Source organism: Serratia sp. X10 (assembly GCF_017811775.1).
Classification (GTDB): Bacteria; Pseudomonadota; Gammaproteobacteria; order Enterobacterales; family Enterobacteriaceae; genus Serratia; species Serratia ureilytica.
This window is the reverse complement of the sequence record NZ_JAEIOH010000008.1, coordinates 190,223-209,803: the sequence shown is the minus strand read 5'-3', so window position 1 is coordinate 209,803 and position 19,581 is coordinate 190,223. Positions and strand designations below refer to the sequence as shown.

Here is a 19,581-nt window from a genome sequence, read left to right as displayed (position 1 = left end):
AACGAACAACGCGTGCGGCCCCCCGCAGTGAGGGGGCCGCAGAGGATCACAGCGACTGGTGGCGGGTTTCTTTCATCAGCAGGAGGGCCAGCAGCGTCAGCCCGGCCATCGCCGCCAGGTACATGCCGACGTAAAACAGCCCGTAGTGGGCCGCCAGCCAGGTGGCGATGTAAGGCGCCACGGACGCGCCGAGAATCGACGCGACGTTGTAGGAGAACGAGGCGCCGGTATAGCGCACTTCGGTGGGGAACAGCTCCGGCAGCAGCGCGCCCATCGGGCCAAAGGTCAGCCCCATGATGCTCAGGCCGCACAGCAGGAAGCCCATCACCAGCGCCTGGTTGCCGGAACCCAGCAGGGTCGGGAACAGGAACGCGAAGCCGATCATCAGCAGGGTAATGGCGATCATGGTCTTGCGACGGCCGAAAGCGTCCGCCAGCAGGCCGGCGATGGGCACCATCACGCCGAAACCGATCACCGCCACCATCAGCATCCACAGGAAGCTGTTGCGGGAGTAACCGAGGCCCAGCGGCTGCGGCGCGGTGCCGTAGGTCATCGAATAGACCGTCATCAGATAAAACAGCGTGTAGGTCGCCAGCATGATGAAGGTGCCGAGGATGGTGGCTTTCAGATGCTTGCTCAGCAGCGTGCCGAGCGGCACTTTCACCTGTTTGCCGGCCTTGGCCGCTTTGGCGAACACCGGCGTTTCATGCAATGACACCCGGACGTACAGGCCAATCAGCACCAATGCGGCGGAGAGGATGAACGGCACGCGCCAGCCCCATTCCATAAATTGCTGGTCGCTCAGCAGCCACGAGAGCAGCAGGAAGGTGCCGTTGGCGAAGAAGAAGCCGATCGGGGCGCCCAACTGGGGGAAGGAGCCGTACAGCGCACGTTTTTTGGCCGGCGCGTTCTCCGTCGCCAGCAAGGCGGCGCCGCCCCATTCGCCGCCCAGCCCCAGCCCTTGGCCAAAGCGCGCCAGCGCCAGCAGGATAGGGGCGAAGATGCCGATGGTTTCATAGCTCGGCAGCAGGCCGATCAGCACGGTGGAAATCCCCATGGTCAACAGCGAGGCGACCAGCGTCACCTTGCGCCCCACGCGATCGCCGAAGTGGCCGAACAGCGCAGAGCCGATAGGGCGCGCGACAAAGGCGACGGCGAAGGTGGCCAGCGACTGCAGCGTCGCGGTGGTCGGGTCGCCCTGCGGGAAGAAGATGTGCGGGAACACGATCACTGCGGCGGTGGCGTAGATGTAAAAGTCGAAGAACTCGATGGCGGTGCCGACCAGCGAGGCGACGATGACTTTCCCGCGGGAATTCACCGGTGTAGACGCGTCGTCGGCGTCGAGTGGGGGTGCGATGGTGGCTTGCATATCTATTTCTTATTGTTGGAGGGGGTAAAAATCCATCTTAGTGACAGCATTGCGCCTTTTCAACGCTGGAACTTTGGGCAGCGCCGCCGCTAACCGGTTAAAAAGACTAATGTTTTACCTGACTTCTTTTCTGTAGCGTTAAACGTTGAGAAATAGGCTTCATGTAGTGTGAATGGCTGTAAAAACGGGAAAGAAAAGTGACTGGGTAGTTTGTTATGCTGGTTTTTCGAATGCCATGCCGCATGATTTAGAGGGATTGACTGGTTTTTGGCTTATTAACCAGAGGAAAGTGCCGGCGCGTGCGATAACACCGGCACGATTGCATGGCTTCAGCGCGCCGGCGGCTCGCGTTCCGGCAAGGCTTTGTCGCCTTTGTAGTCGGCCGTTGCGATCCAGGCGGCGCAAAACAGCGTCAGGCGGGCGAAGAAGTAAAAGAACGCCATCAGCCCGATCACCGAGCCGAAGGCCGCGCCGGAAGGCGATTTCGCCACCTGCGGCAGCGTCATCGTCATCACGAATTTGATCACCTCAAAACCGATAGCCGCAAGCAAGGTGCCGCGCAGCAGCGCTTTTTTCTTCGGTTTGTGGCGCGGCAGCATCCAGAAAATCCACAGGAATAGCAGATAGTTGGCGAAAATCGAGATCGACAGCGCGATCGTCGTCAGCGCCGGCCGCAGCCATTCGATGCCGTCCAGCCCCAGCGCGTTGACGATCGCCGCCTGCGCCGATCCGGCGACCGAGGTCAGCGACAGCGTGATAATCAGCGCGACCACCAGGCCGGTCAGCGAGATGAAGTCGCGGGTGTACTTGAAATAGATTTTCTCCTGATCCTGCGGATTGCGCTCCCAGACGTCACGCGACTGCGCGCGGATCGCTTCGCGCAGGTTGCCCATCCAACTGATGCCGGAATAGAGCGCCAGCGCCAGGCCGGTCAATCCCACGGTGGTGCGCTGCTGAATGGCGGTGTTCACGGTGTTCTTCAGCGTGCTGGCCAGCGTCGGATCGCTGATGCTGCCGACGATCCGGTTGATCAAACGGGCCAGCAGATCCGGGTTGGAAGCCAGCACGAAACCGGCGGCGGCGAACGACACCATCAGGATCGGGATCAGCGAGAGGAATGAAAAATAGGTGATGGCGGCGCCGAACTGGCTGCCCAGCCGATCGTTAAAGCGTTCGGCGGCGCGCAGCAGGTGCGCAACGCTCGGCCAGGCTTTGATGCGTTCAATCAGACGTGAAAAACCGCTGATGCGGCGGTCGAGCGTTTCATGGCCGGTCTTGATGGCGATAAGCGGCTTCGGCGGCGTGTCTTGTGCGGGCTGGCGGCGTTCCTGGTCTGGTCCTGTAGGCATTACTTCACGATTTCCTTAACGTTAAACGGCATGTATCCGCGTTGATTATAGCCAAAGCCCCGCGGCGTTTTGAGCGCCGGGGCGGCAAACGGTCATTTTCCGAGCTTAACGCGTTAGCGCCTGGCATGAAATGCCAGGAGGCGGTCGATAGGTAAAATTCCTATGAAAACCCCGCCGCGCCTCGGTTTTTTTCACTTCCCTACCTCCAATTTTTATCTGTTTCGTCGGCGAGAAAGCGTTTACTCATGATGTGGCGCCACGCGTTGCCAAGCGCCGCTCCGCTGCAGCCGTAGGGGCTGGAACGGTCTCACCCGTCATCAACAGAAAAACTGGAAGGTCTTATGAAATTGCTTAATCACCCCACCTGCCGTCCGTTTACCGAAGCGGGCAATCTGTCGCAGCTTTCCGCCTACTATGAAGAGGAGAGGCATATCATGTGGATGCTGCTGCGCGCTGCGCCGCGTCCTTGCTTTAATCAGGCGCTGATCGAAGACATCATGACGCTGGCGCAGGCGGCGAAAGAGTCTTCGCTGCGGTTCGATTTCTGGGTCACCGGCTCGCTGGTGCCGAACATGTTTAACGTCGGCGGCGATCTGCAGTTCTTCGCCGAAGCCATCAAGAATCGCAAACGCGAGGCGATGATGGCCTACGCGCGTGCCTGCATCGACTGCGTGCATGCGGCGGCGCGCGGTTTCGATACCGGCGCGGTCAGCATTGCGATGGTCGAAGGCAGCGCGCTGGGCGGCGGCTTTGAAGCGGCGCTGGCGCACCATTTCGTGTTGGCGCAGAACAATGCGCGCATGGGATTCCCGGAGATTGCGTTCAACCTGTTTCCCGGCATGGGCGGTTACTCGCTGGTGGCGCGCAAGGCGGGCATGCGCTTGGCCGAAGAACTGATTTGGGGCGGCGAGTCGCACACCGCAGAGTGGTTCGAGAGCCGTGGGCTGGTGGATCAGCTGTTCCAGCCCGGCGACGCCTACATGGCGACGCGCACTTTCATCGATACCATCCGGCCGAAGCTCAACGGCATGCGCGCCATGTTGCGGGCGCGTCAGCGCGTGCTGCAGCTGACGCGTTCCGAGCTGATGGACATTACCGAGGATTGGGTGCACTCGGCCTTCACCATTGAGGAAAAAGATCGCGCCTACATCGAGCGGCTGGTGATGTTGCAGGATCGCCACACCCTGAACCTGCGTCGTGCCGGCTAACGTTAACGCGCCCGCCTCACGCGGAAGGTGAGCGCGGGCGATAGGACTGCAGCCAATGCTCCAGCTGTTCCGGGAGCATTGGCCGCGCAAACAGAAAGCCCTGCTTTTCGTCCACGCCGACCTCGTCGAGGAACTGATTTTCGCTCTCGGTCTCCACCCCTTCGGCGATCACGCGGAAGGCCAGCGCCTCTGCCGCCGCGACGATCGCGCGCACCAGCGATTGCGAAACCGGGTTGAAATTCACCCCGCGCACGAAGCTTTTATCCAGCTTGATGGCGTCCAGCGGAATACGCGCCAGCTGCGCCAGCGACGAATAGCCGGTGCCGAAGTCGTCGAGATGCACCTGCGCGCCCAGCTCGCGCAGCCGGGTGATCAGCACGCGCGCGCGGTTTTCGTCTTCAATCAGGCTGCTTTCAGTCAACTCGAAGTCCAGCAGGCAAGGGGCCATGCGGTGACGGCGCAGCACCCCGAGCAGATCGTTGACGATGCCGTCGTCGGCCAGCTGCCGGGCGGAGAGGTTGACCGCCACCCGCAGATTCAATCCTCGCTCTCTCCACTGCGCCGCCTGGCAGGCGGCGGTCTGCAACACCCATTGGCCCAGCGGGCCGATCAGGCCGGACTCCTCGGCGTAGGAGATGAACTGCAGCGGCGGGATCAGACCGCGCTCCGGCGAATCCCAGCGCACCAGCGCTTCCACGCTGTGCATTTCACCGCTGCGCGCGTCGATTTTAGGCTGGTAATACAATACCAGCTGATTTTGTTCCAGCCCTTTACGCAGGTTGGTGTCCAGCCACATGTATTCGGCGACGCGCTTGTTCATCTCCGGCGAGAAGACGGTATAGGTGCGCTTGCCGTGCTCCTTGGCGACGTACATGGCGGTATCGGCGCTGCGGATCAGGCTGTCGAGATCGTTGCCGTGCTCCGGGCACAGCGCGATGCCGATCGAACAGCCGGTATACACTTCGATCAGGCCGATGCGGAAAGGGGTCTTCAGCCGATCGATGATGCGCTGTGCCAGCGTTTGCAAACGTTCGCGATCGGTCTGAGGCGCCAGCACCAAAAATTCGTCGCCGCCGAGGCGGGCGAGCACCTGATCCGGGCTCAGGCAGCCGAGGATCGCCAGCGAGACCTCAACCAGCAGCCGATCGCCGAACATATGGCCGTAGGCGTCGTTGACCTTTTTGAAGTTGTCGAGATCGAGGTACACCAGGCCGAAACTCTCTTCGCCGCGCGTGGCGATGGCGTGGTTGATCTTGTCCTGGATGGCGTTACGGTTCGGCAGGCCGGTGATGATATCGGTGTTGGCCAGCACCCGCAGCCGTTCCTGCGCGCGACGCTCTTCGGTGATGTCGGTTCCTGAGCAGATCAGAAACACCTCGTTCTTGCCGCTGCCGCTGTGCACGAACTTATTGCGGAACAGGAACAGCCGCTCGCCCTTGACCGTCTTTACCCAGCGTTCCACCTCATACGAAGAGCCGTTGCGGAAGAAGCCGGCGATGTTGCGCCGCGAGGCGGCGGCTTCTTCCGGGCTCATAAACAGCTGGAAAACGTTCTTGCCGATCACCTCGTGTTCGTGCAGCCCGGTGTACTCCTCGCTCAGCCGATTGAAGCGCTGGATGCGGCCGTGCTGGTCGACGATCACGATCACCGAGTTGGCTTCGGACACCACCTGCTCGGCGAAGGAGAGCCCATGCACCAGATCGCGCGCCACGGATTGGGTATCGCTGAACGCGGACGCGGTGCCCGCCCATTCGAGGTTATTGACGCGGCGCCCGACCAGATGCAGATGCAGCGGTTCGCCGGCCAGCTTGATGGTGAGTTCAAGGCTGGCGGTCACGCCGGTCAAACGGCGAATTTTCGCCGCGTCCATGGCGCTCAGCGCCACCGCGACGTGAGCTTTGCCCTTAACGGCGGACAGCTCCAGGGCATTGCTGTCAAACGCCAGCCGCCAGTGGGGGCTCTGGGTGCCGAAGTGGGCGTTAAGAAGCTCAGGGCCTTGGTCTGCGGACATGATGATTCCTCAAAAGAGCACGGGCGGCCGGTCAGCACGAAGAACCGCTGGCGGCCTGTGGCCCGAAAGTGGTCGCCGTGCGCGTCTGTGCATCATATAACAGGTTTTCACAGGCGGGGCGGGTAATGGAAACTATTCTATAAGCAATGATTAGTTTTGCGGTGTACGCGCCACCCGGCGACCGGTTGTCTTAAAGTGTAGGAGGAGAACATCGGGCCGCGCGAAGTTTGTACAGATTCTTCTCGCTAACGAAAAACGGTTGATGCAAGGTTGCCGTGAACGTGAGTAAATTATAGCGTTGAGGGTGAGACTGAAAAATAACTCCGCCGAGGGGATTTGCGCCGGGAAATTAAAATTTCCGCCGAATAAACGCCATCTTCATAGTTTTCTCATAATTGGTGAATAAACCCGTGACGGGTTTTAAAAAGTTTACACACCCTCGCATTACTTGAATTTTATCAGCCTATTATTATCTTCGACGAACGAATGAGCCTGTTAACGTACAGCGCTCCTGATGAAGAAAAATTTTTAAGGAAATGATTATGCGTAAATTGACGGCTTTATTTATTGCTTCCACGCTGGCTCTGGGTTCTGCTTCTGCGGCGTTCGCCGCTGATACGACGGCGGCCCCGGCTGCGGATGCGGCGCCGATGAAAATGATGCATCACAAGGGTGAAGGTAAAGGCGGCCCGTTCGCCGGGCTGAACCTGACCGAGCAGCAGCGCCAGCAAATGCGCGATATCATGAAAGAGTCGCACTCGAAACGCGGTCCGGGCATGAAAGAGGAACGCCAGGCGCTGCATAATCTGGTCGCTTCCGACAGCTTCGATGAAGCGAAGGCGAAGGCGCAAATTGACGCGATCGGCAAAGCGCAATCCGAACGCATGCTGGAACGCGCCAAGGCGGAAAATAAAATGTATAACCTGCTGACCCCTGAGCAGAAAAAACAATACAATGAGAATTATCAGAAACGTGAGCAAAAGATGATGGACCATATGAATAAAATGAAGGAGCAGATGTCCTCCGGTCAGTAATATACGCTCGCGGTAAATAAAAAAGGGCCAGACTATTTGTCTGGCCTTTTTTTTTCCGGCGTTATCACCGGCAGACCCGGCAGCGAGTGATTATCATTCCCCATCGGCAATGTGTCGGAACTGTTCGGCAACGGCCTGCGCAAAGCGCGGATCGTTAATATGGTAAGGCGTTTTTATTAACCGGCGCTTATGGGTGGCGTGCACCGTCTCCTCCAGCGTTTGCGTAAAGGCGGCCAGCGCCGCCGGATCCCAGAACGGTTGCCCAGGCGCATCCAGCGCCGACACGCCGCCCGCCGGGATCACGAAGCGCACTTCTCCCGCGCAGGCGTTGATTTTCTCGCCAATCCAATGGCCGATTAGCGCATTTTCCCGCGGGCTGGTGCGCACCAGCGTCACTTGCGGATTGTGATGGTGGCGCAGGCGGTTCGCGTAGCGAGCCGGCACCGTATTCAGCGCGCCGAAATTGATCATGTCGATCGCGCCGCAGGAGAGGACGCACGGGATGCCGGTACGCGCGATAGCCCCGAAACGATCTGCATTGCAGGGCAGCACACCGCCAAACAGGTAATCGGTCACTTCGGTGGTGGTCAAATCGATAGCGCCGTGCAGTTGCCGGTTATCGATCAGTTTTTCCAGCGCTCTGCCACCGCTGCCGGTCGCGTGAAATGTCAGGCAGTCCCATTGCGGCTCAAGATCGGCAACCAGCGCCTGAATGCAGGGGGTGGTGACGCCAAACATCGTCAGGCCGATTGCGGGCTTGTCGTCGTGATGATCGACGGCGGCGAAGCGGACTGCGCCGGCTATCTGGCGCGCCGCATTGCCCAGCACCCGGCGCGAGATACGGTTCAGGCCGGCGAGATCGGTGACCGAATACAACATGCTGATATCACTGGCGCCGACATAGGCGGAAACGTCTCCCGCCGCCATGCTCGAGACCATCAATTTCGGCAGGCCAATCGGCAACTGCTGCATTGCCGGCGTGATGATGGCGGTGCCGCCGGAGCCGCCCAGGCCAAGCAGGCCGGCGATATCGCGGCGCGTCAGGATAAAACGTTCGAAAGCGGTCGCCATGGCGGCGATTGCCTGGCCGCGGCTGGCTAGAAAGACCGCGCCTGCGCCCGCCGGATGGTGACGAGCGACCTCTTCTGGGCCGATATCGGCCGGGGAGTCAAACGGCAAGCTTCGGGTGGAGAGATCGACGGTTCGCGTGGGTAAATTCAGGCTGGCAATCAGCCGCCGCACATACTCCAACTCTTGTCCTTTCGTATCTGCTGTGGTAGCAATATAGACAAAATTTGAAGTATCTTTCATGGGTTTTTCCGGTGTGTTTATAATTTTTATTTAAAAATTAATGTATTATATTTTTTTAGGTGCCCTGGTGTTGGCATTTAAATTAAATTGGTTAATGTATTTATATAATGAGACGGCAGTATCATTTTTGCAAGGGCAGCTCAGTGCAAAATGGGACTCCTGTCTCATTTTTGAGCTTTTTGCGCGGCCAACCCTTTGTCGTCAACCTGTCGGCAGTGGCGTCTCGCCTGTCTCGCAAGCGTGTACAGATGTATGAGGTTTAAGTGCCGATAAATGCTTTTCCCACCCCGTCCGACCTTTCTCTGACCTCCGCCCGGGCGAAAACACATCGTTTGTTGCTGGCCAGCGCAATGACGCTGTATGGCGAGGGCGCGTTTCCATCGATCACCGATCTGGCGGCGCATGCGCAGGTATCGCGCGCGACCGCCTACCGCTATTTCCCGACCCAAAGCGCATTAATTACTGCGGTGGTGGCGGAGAGTCTGGGGCCTATTCTGGCGTGGCGCCCGCAGGACGATGATGCCCTGAAGCGCATCCAGCAGTTGCTGACGTTGGCCTATCCTCAGATGGAGCGACACGAAGGGGCGTTGCGCGCCGCATTGCAGCTCTCTTTGCAGCAGTGGGCGCACGCCACGCCGGGCGAAAAGTTTGTGCGCGGCAACCGCAAGCGGCTGCTGGCGCTGGCGGTAGAGCCGTTGCAGGGTAAACTGCCGCCAGATTCTTTACAGAGAGTGATTCATGCTTTCTCGTTGATTTACGGTTCTGAGGTGTTCCTGGTGCTGAAAGATATCTGGGGGCTGGAGCTTGAGGGTATCCAGGATGTCACGCAATGGATGGCCAAAGCCATCCTGCGTCAGGCGGAAGAGGATGCGATGAACAGCAAAAAAACATCAGCAGGATAATCCAATTTTTGCCGCTGCCTGAGTGAAAAACCAGCATAATTCACTGAGTAAATATTGGCAAAAGTTATAATTAAAAGTGATAAAAAGCGCCTGTTAAGCACTTTTCAGGCGACGCTCTCCTTGGTTGTCTTTTAATTAAATATCATTATTTATCATTGAATTAAAGTGATTCCTTTCCACGGAGGAATGCCGCCTCAGCGCTGAGCGAGATCATTCTCTTTCCTTATCGTCCCCCGTCTGATTCATCCCTGAAACGTTCTCTCCGCCCACCGAACTGCCGAGTGACACATTAAGCGCACTTGAGATTGTTGTGCTTTATTTATTTGGTGTTACCAAACTGTTACACAAAAAATCTTATAAAACATTTGCAAACAACAACGGACGGTATCTGGGATGGAGAAGAAACTTAGAGGAGTCAAATCCGCTCGGGCGGCCTTCGGCTGGCCTGAAATCGGAGTTCATCGCGCACAATGGAGCGCAATGCTGATCTGCCTGACGGCGATCGGCGGCGCGCAGGCCTCCAGCTATATAGAGAACGGCAAAGCGGGCGATCCGGCCAGCTGGCGCAGCAGTGAGTTCAACGCGGAATGGGGGCTGGGGGCGATCCACGCCGACCAGGCCTACGCCGCCGGTTATACCGGAAAAGGCATCAAACTTGGCATTTTCGATCAGCCGGTCTACGCCAAGCACCCGGAGTTTGCCGGTGAGAATAAGGTGATCAATCTGGTTACCGAAGGCATCCGCGAATACACCGATCCCTATATTCCGGTGAAAAAAGGCGACACTTTCCGCTATGACGGTACGCCGAGCGTGGATTCCGATGGCACGCTCGGTTCGCACGGTACCCACGTGGGTGGCATCGCCGCCGGCAGCCGCGACGGCGGCGCCATGCACGGCGTGGCGTTCAATGCGCAGATCATCAGCGCCGAAAACGGCGATCCCGGCCCGGAGGACGGCATCATCCTCGGCAACGACGGCGCGGTGTACCAGGCCGGTTGGGATGCGCTGGTGGCCAGCGGCGCGCGCATCATCAACAACAGCTGGGGCATCGGCATTACCGAGAAGTTTGATGAGGGCGGTTATGACCCGGCTTATCCGCATTTCACAGTAAACGATGCGCAAAAGCAGTTCGATCAGATCAAACAGATCCTCGGCACCAAGCCCGGCGGCGCCTATCAGGGCGCGATCGACGCGGCGCGCAGCGGCGTGGTCACCATCTTCGCCGCCGGTAACGACGGCAATCTGAATAACCCCGATGCCATGGCCGGCCTGGCCTATTTCGTGCCGGAGATTGCACCGAACTGGCTGTCGGTCGCCAGCTTGCAGGACCCCTCTAATAGCGGCGATTACAGCATCAGCACCTTCTCTTCCCGCTGCGGCTACACCGCCAGCTTCTGCGTTTCGGCGCCGGGCACCCGGGTATACAGCTCGGTGATTGAAGGCACCAGCGTGGAGAATCTGACGACCGGCTACGCCAAATACAGCGGCACCTCGATGGCGGCGCCGCACGTGGCCGGCAGCGTTGCGGTGCTGATGGAGCGTTTCCCGTATCTGAGCGGCGCACAGGTGGCGGAAGTGCTGAAAACCACCGCCACCGACATGGGCGCGCCGGGCATCGACGCGCTCTACGGCTGGGGGATGATCAACCTGGGCAAGGCTATCAACGGGCCTGGCATGTTGGTGACCGTCGAGGATATTCCCGCAGAGTTCCGTATTCCGGATCCGACGGGCGTGGCCTACGGCCCGACCCAGTTCGTGGTGGATCTGCCGGGCGTCGGCGCGGTGCTGGACAAGGGCAAACCGACCGAGCGCGTCTGCAGCGATGTGCTGTGCGGGCTGGATGTCTGGAGCAACGATATATCCGGCCACGGCGGCCTGACCAAGCAGGGTATCGGCACCCTGGTGCTGACCGGTAACAACACCTATTCCGGCCCGACGCTGGTCAATCAGGGGCGGCTGGCGATCAACGGCTCGGTCACCTCGGACGTCAGCGTGCAGAGCGGCGGCATCGTCGGCGGCAGCGGCACGGTCGGTTCGCTGACCGCCCGCCGCGGCGGCACCGTGGCGCCGGGCAACTCGATCGGCACCTTGAACGTGGCGGGCAACGTCAGCTTCGAGCCGGGTTCGCGCTACGCGGTGGAAGTGGGGCCGAACGGCCAGAGCGATCGGATCCAGAGCAGCGGATCGGCGACGATCGGCGGCGGCGAGGTGGCGGTCACGCTGGAGAACAGCAGCAACCTGCTGACGCAAAGCGAGGTGCGCAGCCTGCTGGGCCAGCAGTACACCATCCTGAGCGCGCAGCAGGGGGTGAGCGGGCAGTTTGACACGGTGGCGCCGAACTACCTGTTCCTCGGCACCGGGCTGAGCTACCAGCCGGCCGGGGTGACGCTGAGCGTCGGGCGCAACGGCACGAGCTTCGCCAGCGTGGCGCAGACGCCGAACGAGCGGGCGGTGGCGGCGGCGGCGGATGCGCTGGCGGCGGGCAACCCGGTGTACGAAAGCGTTCTCAACAGCGGCACGGCGGGCGAGGCGCGGCAGGCGTTCCGTCAGCTGTCGGGGCAAATCCATGCGGATATCGCGTCGGCGCTGGTGAACGACAGCCGCTACCTGCGTGAGGCGCTGAACGGGCGCCTGCGTCAGGCGGAAGGGCTGGCGAGCTCGTCGGCCATCAAGGCGGACGAGGACGGCGCCTGGGCGCAGCTGCTGGGGGCGTGGGACCACGCGTCGGGCGACGCCAACGCCACCGGCTATCAGGCCTCGACCTACGGGGTGCTGGTGGGGCTGGACTCGGCGGCGGCGGCCGACTGGCGGCTGGGGGTAGCGACCGGCTACACCCGCACCTCGCTGCACGGCGGCTACGGGTCGAAGGCGGACAGCGACAACTACCACCTGGCGGCGTACGGCGACAAGCAGTTCGGGGCGCTGGCGCTGCGTGGCGGTGCGGGCTACACCTGGCACCGCATCGACACCAAACGGTCGGTGAACTACGGGATGCAGTCGGACCGTGACACGGCGAAGTACAGCGCGCGCACCGAACAGCTGTTCGCGGAAGCGGGCTACAGCGTGCAGGGCGAGTGGCTGAACCTGGAGCCGTTCGTCAACCTGGCGTACGTGAACTTCGAAAACAACGGCATCGCGGAAAGCGGCGGCGCGGCGGCGCTGCGCGGCGACAAGCAGCACACGGATGCGACGGTGTCGACGCTGGGGCTGCGCGCGGACACCGCGTGGCAGGTGACCCCGGGCACGACGGTGGCGCTGCGCAGCGAGCTGGGATGGCAACACCAGTACGGCGGGCTGGCGCGCGGCACCGGGCTGCGGTTCAACGGCGGCAACGCGCCGTTCGTGGTGGACAGCGTGCCGGTGTCGCGCGACGGCATGGTGCTGAAGGCGGGGGCTGAGGTGGCGGTGAACGAAAACGCCTCGCTGTCGCTGGGCTACGGCGGGCTGCTGTCGCAGCACCATCAGGACAACAGCGTCAACGCCGGCTTCACCTGGCGTTTCTAAGCAACATCGACTCAATCCTTGTACGGGAACCGCCTGCGGGCGGTTCCTTTTTCACATCCTGCTAATGAGAACCCGGCGCACCTGGGGCGTCGGCCAATAACAAGCAAAAGGTAAGGAAATGACAACAACAATGGGTTTTGATAGCAAAGGAAACGTTCGTCGCTCGCCGTGGCGGCTGAACGCGCTGGTCTGCTGCATGGCGCTGGCAGGGTATGCGCAGGCAGCGCCGCACGAGGTGAATGGCCAACCCGGCGATCCGGCCAGCTGGCGCAGCGCCGAATTCAACGCCAACTGGGGGCTGGGGGCGATCCACGCCGATGAGGCCTACGCCGCCGGCTACACCGGCAAAGGACAAAAGGTGGGCATTTTCGACACCCCGGTTAACCGCCATCCCGAATTCGCCGGCGACGGCAAACTGATCAACGTCGTCACCGAAGGCTACCGCGCCTATACCGATCCGCACCGGCCGGGAATTAACGCCGGCGATCGCTTTTATTTCGACGGCACCTTCCACTTCTACAGCGGTTCGCAGGGCATGCTGAGCAATCACGGGGTGCACGTCGCGGGGATCAGCGCGGCGAATCGCGACGGCGTCGGCATGCACGGCGTGGCCTTCGATTCGCAGGTGATCAGCGTCGATAACGACAACGACGGCCCGGCGTACGGCGAATTCCTCGGCCTGGACGGCGCTGTCACCAATGCCGGCTGGCAGGCGATGATCAAGAGCGGCGTGCGGGTGATCAACAACAGCTGGGGCGTCAGCATTCCCGATTTCCTGTCCGACGGCGGTCGCGATCCTAACGCGCTGCACTTCGAGCTGAAGGATGCGCAGGAGCAATTCGATCAGGTTAAGCCGCTGCTCGGCAGCCTGGCCGGCGCAGGCTATCAGGGCGCCATCGACGCGGCGCGCAAAAATATTCTGGTGCTGTTCGCCGCCGGTAACGACGGCAATTACAACCAACCGGATGTGATCAGCGGGCTGGCCTACTTCGTGCCGGACATCGCGCCGAACTGGCTGTCGGTCGCCAGCGTGGCGCAAGATGCGGCATCGGCCAACAGCGTGCCTTACACCATCAGCAGCTTCTCGTCCCGCTGCGGCTATACCGCCAGCTTCTGCGTGTCGTCGCCGGGCAGCAAAATCTACAGCACCGTGGCCAACGGTTCCGATCCGGCCAATCTGGTGTCGGACTACGGCAATAAAAACGGCACCTCGATGGCGACCCCGCACGTCACCGGCGCAGTGGCGGTGTTGCTGCAGCGTTTCCCGTACATGAACTCGGCGCAGATTGCCGACGTGCTGAAAACCACCGCCACCGACATGGGCGCGCCGGGCATCGACGCGCTCTACGGCTGGGGGATGATCAACCTGGGCAAGGCCATCAACGGCCCGGGCATGTTCTATACCGCCGAAGATATTCCCGCAGAGTTCCGCATCCCGGATCCGACGGGCGTGGCCTACGGCCCGACCCAGTTTGTCGTCAATATTCCGGGACTGGGCGCCGAGGTGGATGCCGGTACGTTGCATGCCAGGAAGTGTGACGATATCAGCTGTGAGTTGGACGTTTACTCCAATAACATCTCCGGCCACGGCGGCCTGACCAAGGAAGGGATGGGCACGCTGGTCATGACCGGCGCCAACACCTATTCCGGCCCGACGCTGGTCAATCAGGGGCGGCTGGCGATCAACGGCTCGGTCACCTCGGACGTCAGCGTGCAGAGCGGCGGCATCGTCGGCGGCAGCGGCACGGTCGGTTCGCTGACCGCCCGCCGCGGCGGCACCGTGGCGCCGGGCAACTCGATCGGCACCTTGAACGTGGCGGGCAACGTCAGCTTCGAGCCGGGTTCGCGCTACGCGGTGGAAGTGGGGCCGAACGGCCAGAGCGATCGGATCCAGAGCAGCGGATCGGCGACGATCGGCGGCGGCGAGGTGGCGGTCACGCTGGAGAACAGCAGCAACCTGCTGACGCAAAGCGAGGTGCGCAGCCTGCTGGGCCAGCAGTACACCATCCTGAGCGCGCAGCAGGGGGTGAGCGGGCAGTTTGACACGGTGGCGCCGAACTACCTGTTCCTCGGCACCGGGCTGAGCTACCAGCCGGCCGGGGTGACGCTGAGCGTCGGGCGCAACGGCACGAGCTTCGCCAGCGTGGCGCAGACGCCGAACGAGCGGGCGGTGGCGGCGGCGGCGGATGCGCTGGCGGCGGGCAACCCGGTGTACGAAAGCGTTCTCAACAGCGGCACGGCGGGCGAGGCGCGGCAGGCGTTCCGTCAGCTGTCGGGGCAAATCCATGCGGATATCGCGTCGGCGCTGGTGAACGACAGCCGCTACCTGCGTGAGGCGCTGAACGGGCGGCTGCGTCAGGCGGAAGGGCTGGCGAGCTCGTCGGCCATCAAGGCGGACGAGGACGGCGCCTGGGCGCAGCTGCTGGGGGCGTGGGACCACGCGTCGGGCGACGCCAACGCCACGGGTTACCAGGCCTCGACCTACGGGGTGCTGGTCGGGCTGGACTCGGCGGCGGCGGCCGACTGGCGGTTGGGGGTGGCGACCGGCTACACCCGCACCTCGCTGCACGGCGGCTACGGGTCGAAGGCGGACAGCGACAACTACCACCTGGCGGCGTACGGCGACAAGCAGTTCGGTGCACTGGCGCTGCGCGGCGGTGCGGGCTACACCTGGCACCGCATCGACACCAAACGGTCGGTGAACTATGGGATGCAGTCGGACCGTGACGCGGCGAAGTACAGCGCGCGCACCGAACAGCTGTTCGCGGAAGCGGGCTACAGCGTGCAGGGCGAGTGGCTGAATCTGGAGCCGTTCGTCAACCTGGCGTACGTGAACTTCGAAAACAACGGCATCGCGGAAAGCGGCGGCGCGGCGGCACTGCGCGGCGACAAGCAGCACACGGATGCGACGGTGTCGACGCTGGGGCTGCGCGCGGACACCGCGTGGCAGGTGACCCCGGGCACGACGGTGGCGTTGCGCAGCGAGCTGGGGTGGCAACACCAGTACGGCGGGCTGGCGCGCGGCACCGGGCTGCGGTTCAACGGCGGCAACGCGCCGTTCGTGGTGGACAGCGTGCCGGTGTCGCGCGACGGCATGGTGCTGAAGGCGGGGGCGGAAGTGGCGGTGAACGAAAACGCCTCGCTGTCGCTGGGCTACGGCGGGCTGCTGTCGCAGCACCATCAGGACAACAGCGTCAACGCCGGCTTCACCTGGCGCTTCTGACGTTCAGCGGTCATTACAACGACAACGGAGCCGGCATGCCGGCTCCGTTTTTATTTGCGGCGGCGGGGGGAGAACGTATGATGGCGCGGCGTCAGGACAATAAAAAACCGGGACCCTGACGGATCCCGGCTCAAAAGTGGGTAAAACAGATTAGCGCTAAAGGCTCAAGCCCCGTTTTGCTTATGCAGTCCGAGCGATGTGGACATCGTCTCAGTAGCGGCAACGGAACAAATTTTCCCTGGTGTTACTATGGTTATTATTAAAAACGTGCTGGTGTTGTTTTTTTATAGTGTATTGCTGTATGTCTCTTTTGATACCATGTTTGACGATGCAACATGGTATGTCAAGCAACGTTTTTAACGCATAATTGCATGGGATGCTAGTTTTAGATGTGGCTTTTTCAGCAGAAATAATCAAAACGACTGATAAATCAGTAAAAAAAATCGAAGGAACAAATGGATAACAATCACCAAAAATTCGATTCACAGTCGATTGCCAATCGGGTCAGAGAGCTGTTTTTACATTATGGGATTGGAAAACGTCAGCATGCCCGAGAGCTCAGCCGCATCTTGGATCTGAGTTTTTCACATGCGCACCGCAAATTGAAAGGGCAAAGCCCCTGGACGCTGGAACAGATCAACAGCGTCGCGGCCGCGTTGGGAGAAACGCCGGCGGCGATCGCCGATTTGAGCGCCGAACACGAGGTGGCCGAACCGAACATGGCGCGTGATGCCATCTTTTTTGTGGCAGGGGTGGCGATGCCTTGCGTCGGGCACATCGGCGACGAGCTTCCCACCGGGCGGCCGGCGGAATTTGTGGCGCTGCGCATCGAGAGGCAATGGCATATCTATCGCGCCGATGAGGCGCCGGCAGGGCCGCGTTATGGCGTCGAGCTGATCGAAATCCGGCCCGGCTACGGCGATGACGAGCGGTTGAGCATCGCGGTATTGGACGATTCGCATCAGGCGGCCGATGAGCTGGCCAAGTATCTTGGCGGCTGCGGTTTCAACGCAGTGGCGTTTTACGATGTCGACAGCTTCTGCCAAGCGTTGCAGCAAAGCCTGTTCGACGGTTACGTGGTGGACTGGCTGATCGGTGAGGAAACGGCGGATCGCTGTATCGCCACCATCCGCGCCTCCGACAACCCGGACGCGCCGGTACTGGTGCTGACCGGCGAACTGGGCACCGACCGACGCGAGTCGGAGATCGCTCAGGCGATGCGTGAGTACGATGTACTCGGCCCTTATGAAAAACCGGTGCGGCTCCATGTGATCGAAGCCGCACTGCAACGCTGTTTTAATCTTTAGCGGGGAACACCTCGGCCAGCGCGTTCGACAGCGCATCCAGCCGAACCGGCTTCATCAGGTAGTTGTCGAACAGTGCGCGCTGATCCGCCGTGAGCTGCTCCGGCGTGTAGGCGCTGATGCCGATGATCGGCACATGGCGGTTGGGGCCGCGACGATTGCGCAGCTGCCTGGCCAGGGCGGCGCCGTCGATGCCCGGCATCTGCAGATCCAGCAACAGCGCGTCGTAAGGGCGTCTGAGCAGTTTCTGCAGCGCGCGCTCCGGCGAGTCGCACAGTTCGTGCTGGTAACCCAGCTTATCCAGCAACGCCGCAAAGGCGTCACCCACCGACTTGTTGTCATCCACCACCAGCACCTGCTGCGGTTTCTGCTGCAGAGAGGTATTGGCGGTGGCGGGCTCGTCGGCGCGTTCTTCTTCACTGATCTGCACCGGAATGCTGACGATAAAGGTGCTGCCCTTCTTGATTTCGCTGTACACCGTGATGGTGCCGTCGAGCAGCGTCACCAGGCCGTGCACGATCGCCAATCCCATCCCCACGCCGGCATATTGCTTGGTATGCGACTGATCCAACTGGGTAAAGGGTTTGAAGATCTGATCGAGCTGGTCTTTTTCGATACCGATGCCGGTGTCGGTCACTTCGATAATCAGCGAACTGCCGCCGGGTTGACGGCGCAGACAGCTGTGCAGCGTAATGCTGCCGCTTTCGGTGTATTTGTAGGCGTTGGTCAGCAGGTTGACGATAATCTGCCGGATGCGCAGCGGGTCGGAGTGCACCAACAGGTGGCTGCACTCCACTTCGCAGCTTAGCTTGACCTGCTCTTTGCGGGTCAGGGTGGCGATTTCGTTGGCGGTCTCCGCGATCAGCTTCTGCGCGTCGAACGGCACGATGCGCAGCTCCATCATGCCGCTGTCGAGGTGCGCGTAGTCGGTCAGATCTTTCATTTGGCTTTCGATCTGCTGCGCGGCGGTCTCCAGCCGCTGGAAGGTGTCCGCATGCTCCGCCGACACTCGGGTGTTCACCAGCACGTCGATGGCCGACATCACGCTCTGCAATGAGGTGCGCAGCTCGTGGCCGATGGCGCCGAGGAAGGCATTTTTGGTGCGGGTCGCTTTCTCCGCCTCGATCGCCTTGGCCTGCTGGCGAATGGTCAGCCGCTGCTGACGGAACACGATCAGGGTGATGGCGATCAGCGCGATCACCGAGAACATGACAATCACCAGCCCATAGAAAATGATGTGCCGTTTCTCGATGTAGTCCTCATAGGCGGCGGTGCGCTGCTTCACCTCGGCGTGGTCGGTCAGGTTGGCCATTTCGATGGCGTAAGGCTTGATGGCCTTCATGGCCGCGAAAACCTGATTGAAGTCGATTTTCGGGTTATCCAGCAGTTTATCGATGCGATCCATCTGCAGGCGCATCTGCTTGACCACTTCCGGGTAACCCGGCTCGGCGTACAGCGGTTGCGTGGATTCGGAGACGGTTTCCAGCACGTAAAAGCGCGAATAGAGGATTTCGAATCGCAGCCGCAGGTTGTCGTTGTCCACCTGCGGCGCGTGGCTCTGCTGCTCGACGAACGTGTCGAATTCCGCCAGCTTGATGGAGAACTTGGCGATCGACCAGGAGTAATTCTCCTGCGTGCCGGCGATGGCATACAGCCCTTTCTTCGACAGGGTGGCGCTGTAGTAATAGAGCGTGACGGTCGAAGCCACCAGAAACAGCGCGGCGAAGATAGCCGGTATCGCCAGCCTGCTGCCGTTCTTAAAGGTCGTCAGCTTCATTTGATCACGATCCTGTCGACTTGCCAGATAAAGCGCGAGTTGTACAACGGCGAGTTCAGCTCAGGCCCGGCGGCGTCACGCGGATAAACCAGGAACAGCGGGCCGAAGTTTCTGAGCTTCAGCATCTCCCCGTCCATCTTGTAGGCCAGGATCATGTTGTACTTCTTGACGTCGGACAACGGCACGTCGATGTAATAATCGTTCAGCGCGTAGAAGGTCAGCGTCTCGCCCTTGGCGCCGACGCGCTCCAGGATGTCGGCCACCGAAATCCCTTCAAACTTCCTCTGCGGCGTCCAGGAGGTGGAGGTCGTGATGCTGTGCACCGGCATCGCCAACAGCTGTTTATCGGTGAACAGATAGCTTTTTTTGACCGGATCGGTCACGTTGTCGATCTTGCCCGCCACTTCCAGGGTAAAGCTGAGCGCGCTGCTCTGGGCGATAATCAGGGCCACGCAGGCCATCGCAAGGGTTTTGCATAGTTTGAACAGCATCGGCGTTCTCCAGAGGCGCGGGGAGGTTTGTATCAGTCCCGCTAATTTATCAGGCAGAATAATGGCAGAAAAAGCAGGCGGGTGCGAAGGGAATAGTA

At 60.8% G+C, this 19,581-nt stretch carries 12 protein-coding genes; 6 read left to right on the top strand and 6 right to left on the bottom strand.

Translation table 11 applies throughout. The features are described from left to right. Positions 1-46: 46 nt before the first annotated feature. Entirely contained in the window at positions 47-1,369 is a 1,323-nt protein-coding gene (locus J9788_RS21815) for an MFS transporter (protein WP_016930463.1), read from the bottom strand. Positions 1,370-1,698: 329 nt separating this feature from the next. After that, entirely contained in the window at positions 1,699-2,718 is a 1,020-nt protein-coding gene (yhjD, locus tag J9788_RS21810; RefSeq protein ID WP_021505224.1) for an inner membrane protein YhjD, read from the bottom strand. Between the two features lie 341 nt (positions 2,719-3,059). On the opposite strand from yhjD, the gene J9788_RS21805 reads away from it, so the two are divergent. Continuing rightward, on the top strand, positions 3,060-3,926 hold the full coding sequence (locus J9788_RS21805; protein WP_033652699.1) for a crotonase/enoyl-CoA hydratase family protein: 867 nt from the start codon (positions 3,060-3,062) through the stop codon (positions 3,924-3,926). Between the two features lie 16 nt (positions 3,927-3,942). On the opposite strand, the gene pdeR is transcribed toward J9788_RS21805, so the two are convergent. After that, complete coding sequence (pdeR, locus tag J9788_RS21800; RefSeq protein WP_182265682.1) at positions 3,943-5,937, bottom strand: cyclic di-GMP phosphodiesterase; 1,995 nt, start codon at positions 5,935-5,937, stop codon at positions 3,943-3,945. 542 nt (positions 5,938-6,479) lie between these two features. Between pdeR and spy the strand changes: the two genes are divergently transcribed. Next, complete coding sequence (gene spy, locus J9788_RS21795; RefSeq protein ID WP_033645367.1) at positions 6,480-6,971, top strand: ATP-independent periplasmic protein-refolding chaperone Spy; 492 nt, start codon at positions 6,480-6,482, stop codon at positions 6,969-6,971. 93 nt (positions 6,972-7,064) lie between these two features. Here spy and J9788_RS21790 read toward each other — a convergent pair whose 3' ends face one another. Beyond that, complete coding sequence (locus J9788_RS21790; protein WP_182265683.1) at positions 7,065-8,282, bottom strand: Tm-1-like ATP-binding domain-containing protein; 1,218 nt, start codon at positions 8,280-8,282, stop codon at positions 7,065-7,067. A gap of 263 nt (positions 8,283-8,545) precedes the next feature. Between J9788_RS21790 and J9788_RS21785 the strand changes: the two genes are divergently transcribed. The 4 genes from J9788_RS21785 to J9788_RS21770 all read left to right on the top strand — a co-directional run bounded on the left by J9788_RS21785 (position 8,546) and on the right by J9788_RS21770 (position 17,218). Next, positions 8,546-9,184 carry a TetR/AcrR family transcriptional regulator gene (locus J9788_RS21785; RefSeq protein WP_033645365.1) on the top strand — a complete coding sequence of 213 codons (639 nt, stop codon included), beginning with the start codon at positions 8,546-8,548 and terminating at the stop codon, positions 9,182-9,184. Positions 9,185-9,664: 480 nt separating this feature from the next. Then, positions 9,665-12,688, top strand: coding sequence for an autotransporter serine protease (locus J9788_RS21780; RefSeq protein ID WP_209333065.1), 3,024 nt, complete (start codon positions 9,665-9,667; stop codon positions 12,686-12,688). 118 nt (positions 12,689-12,806) lie between these two features. Beyond that, entirely contained in the window at positions 12,807-15,911 is a 3,105-nt protein-coding gene (locus J9788_RS21775) for an autotransporter outer membrane beta-barrel domain-containing protein (RefSeq protein ID WP_370576368.1), read from the top strand. 455 nt (positions 15,912-16,366) lie between these two features. Then, on the top strand, positions 16,367-17,218 hold the full coding sequence (locus tag J9788_RS21770) for a helix-turn-helix domain-containing protein (protein ID WP_182265685.1): 852 nt from the start codon (positions 16,367-16,369) through the stop codon (positions 17,216-17,218). On the opposite strand, the gene J9788_RS21765 is transcribed toward J9788_RS21770, so the two are convergent. After that, the gene (locus tag J9788_RS21765; RefSeq protein WP_116286893.1) at positions 17,208-18,992 is read right to left on the bottom strand and encodes an ATP-binding protein; all 1,785 of its coding nucleotides are present in this window, start codon (positions 18,990-18,992) and stop codon (positions 17,208-17,210) included. The genes J9788_RS21770 and J9788_RS21765 overlap by 11 nt on opposite strands. Then, positions 18,989-19,483, bottom strand: a complete 495-nt coding sequence (locus J9788_RS21760) for a molybdopterin-dependent oxidoreductase (protein WP_033645359.1) — start codon at positions 19,481-19,483, stop codon at positions 18,989-18,991. Before J9788_RS21760 ends, J9788_RS21765 begins: the two co-directional genes overlap by 4 nt. Positions 19,484-19,581 lie beyond the last annotated feature (98 nt).

Coding starts and splice junctions, on each gene's coding strand:
- J9788_RS21815 (WP_016930463.1), bottom strand. CDS start 1,369: ATGCAAGCCACCATCGCACCCCCACTCGACGCCGACGACGCGTCTACA.
- yhjD (WP_021505224.1), bottom strand. CDS start 2,718: ATGCCTACAGGACCAGACCAGGAACGCCGCCAGCCCGCACAAGACACG.
- J9788_RS21805 (WP_033652699.1), top strand. CDS start 3,060: ATGAAATTGCTTAATCACCCCACCTGCCGTCCGTTTACCGAAGCGGGC.
- pdeR (WP_182265682.1), bottom strand. CDS start 5,937: ATGTCCGCAGACCAAGGCCCTGAGCTTCTTAACGCCCACTTCGGCACC.
- spy (WP_033645367.1), top strand. CDS start 6,480: ATGCGTAAATTGACGGCTTTATTTATTGCTTCCACGCTGGCTCTGGGT.
- J9788_RS21790 (WP_182265683.1), bottom strand. CDS start 8,282: ATGAAAGATACTTCAAATTTTGTCTATATTGCTACCACAGCAGATACG.
- J9788_RS21780 (WP_209333065.1), top strand. CDS start 9,665: ATGCTGATCTGCCTGACGGCGATCGGCGGCGCGCAGGCCTCCAGCTAT.
- J9788_RS21775 (WP_370576368.1), top strand. CDS start 12,807: ATGACAACAACAATGGGTTTTGATAGCAAAGGAAACGTTCGTCGCTCG.
- J9788_RS21770 (WP_182265685.1), top strand. CDS start 16,367: ATGGATAACAATCACCAAAAATTCGATTCACAGTCGATTGCCAATCGG.
- J9788_RS21765 (WP_116286893.1), bottom strand. CDS start 18,992: ATGAAGCTGACGACCTTTAAGAACGGCAGCAGGCTGGCGATACCGGCT.
- J9788_RS21760 (WP_033645359.1), bottom strand. CDS start 19,483: ATGCTGTTCAAACTATGCAAAACCCTTGCGATGGCCTGCGTGGCCCTG.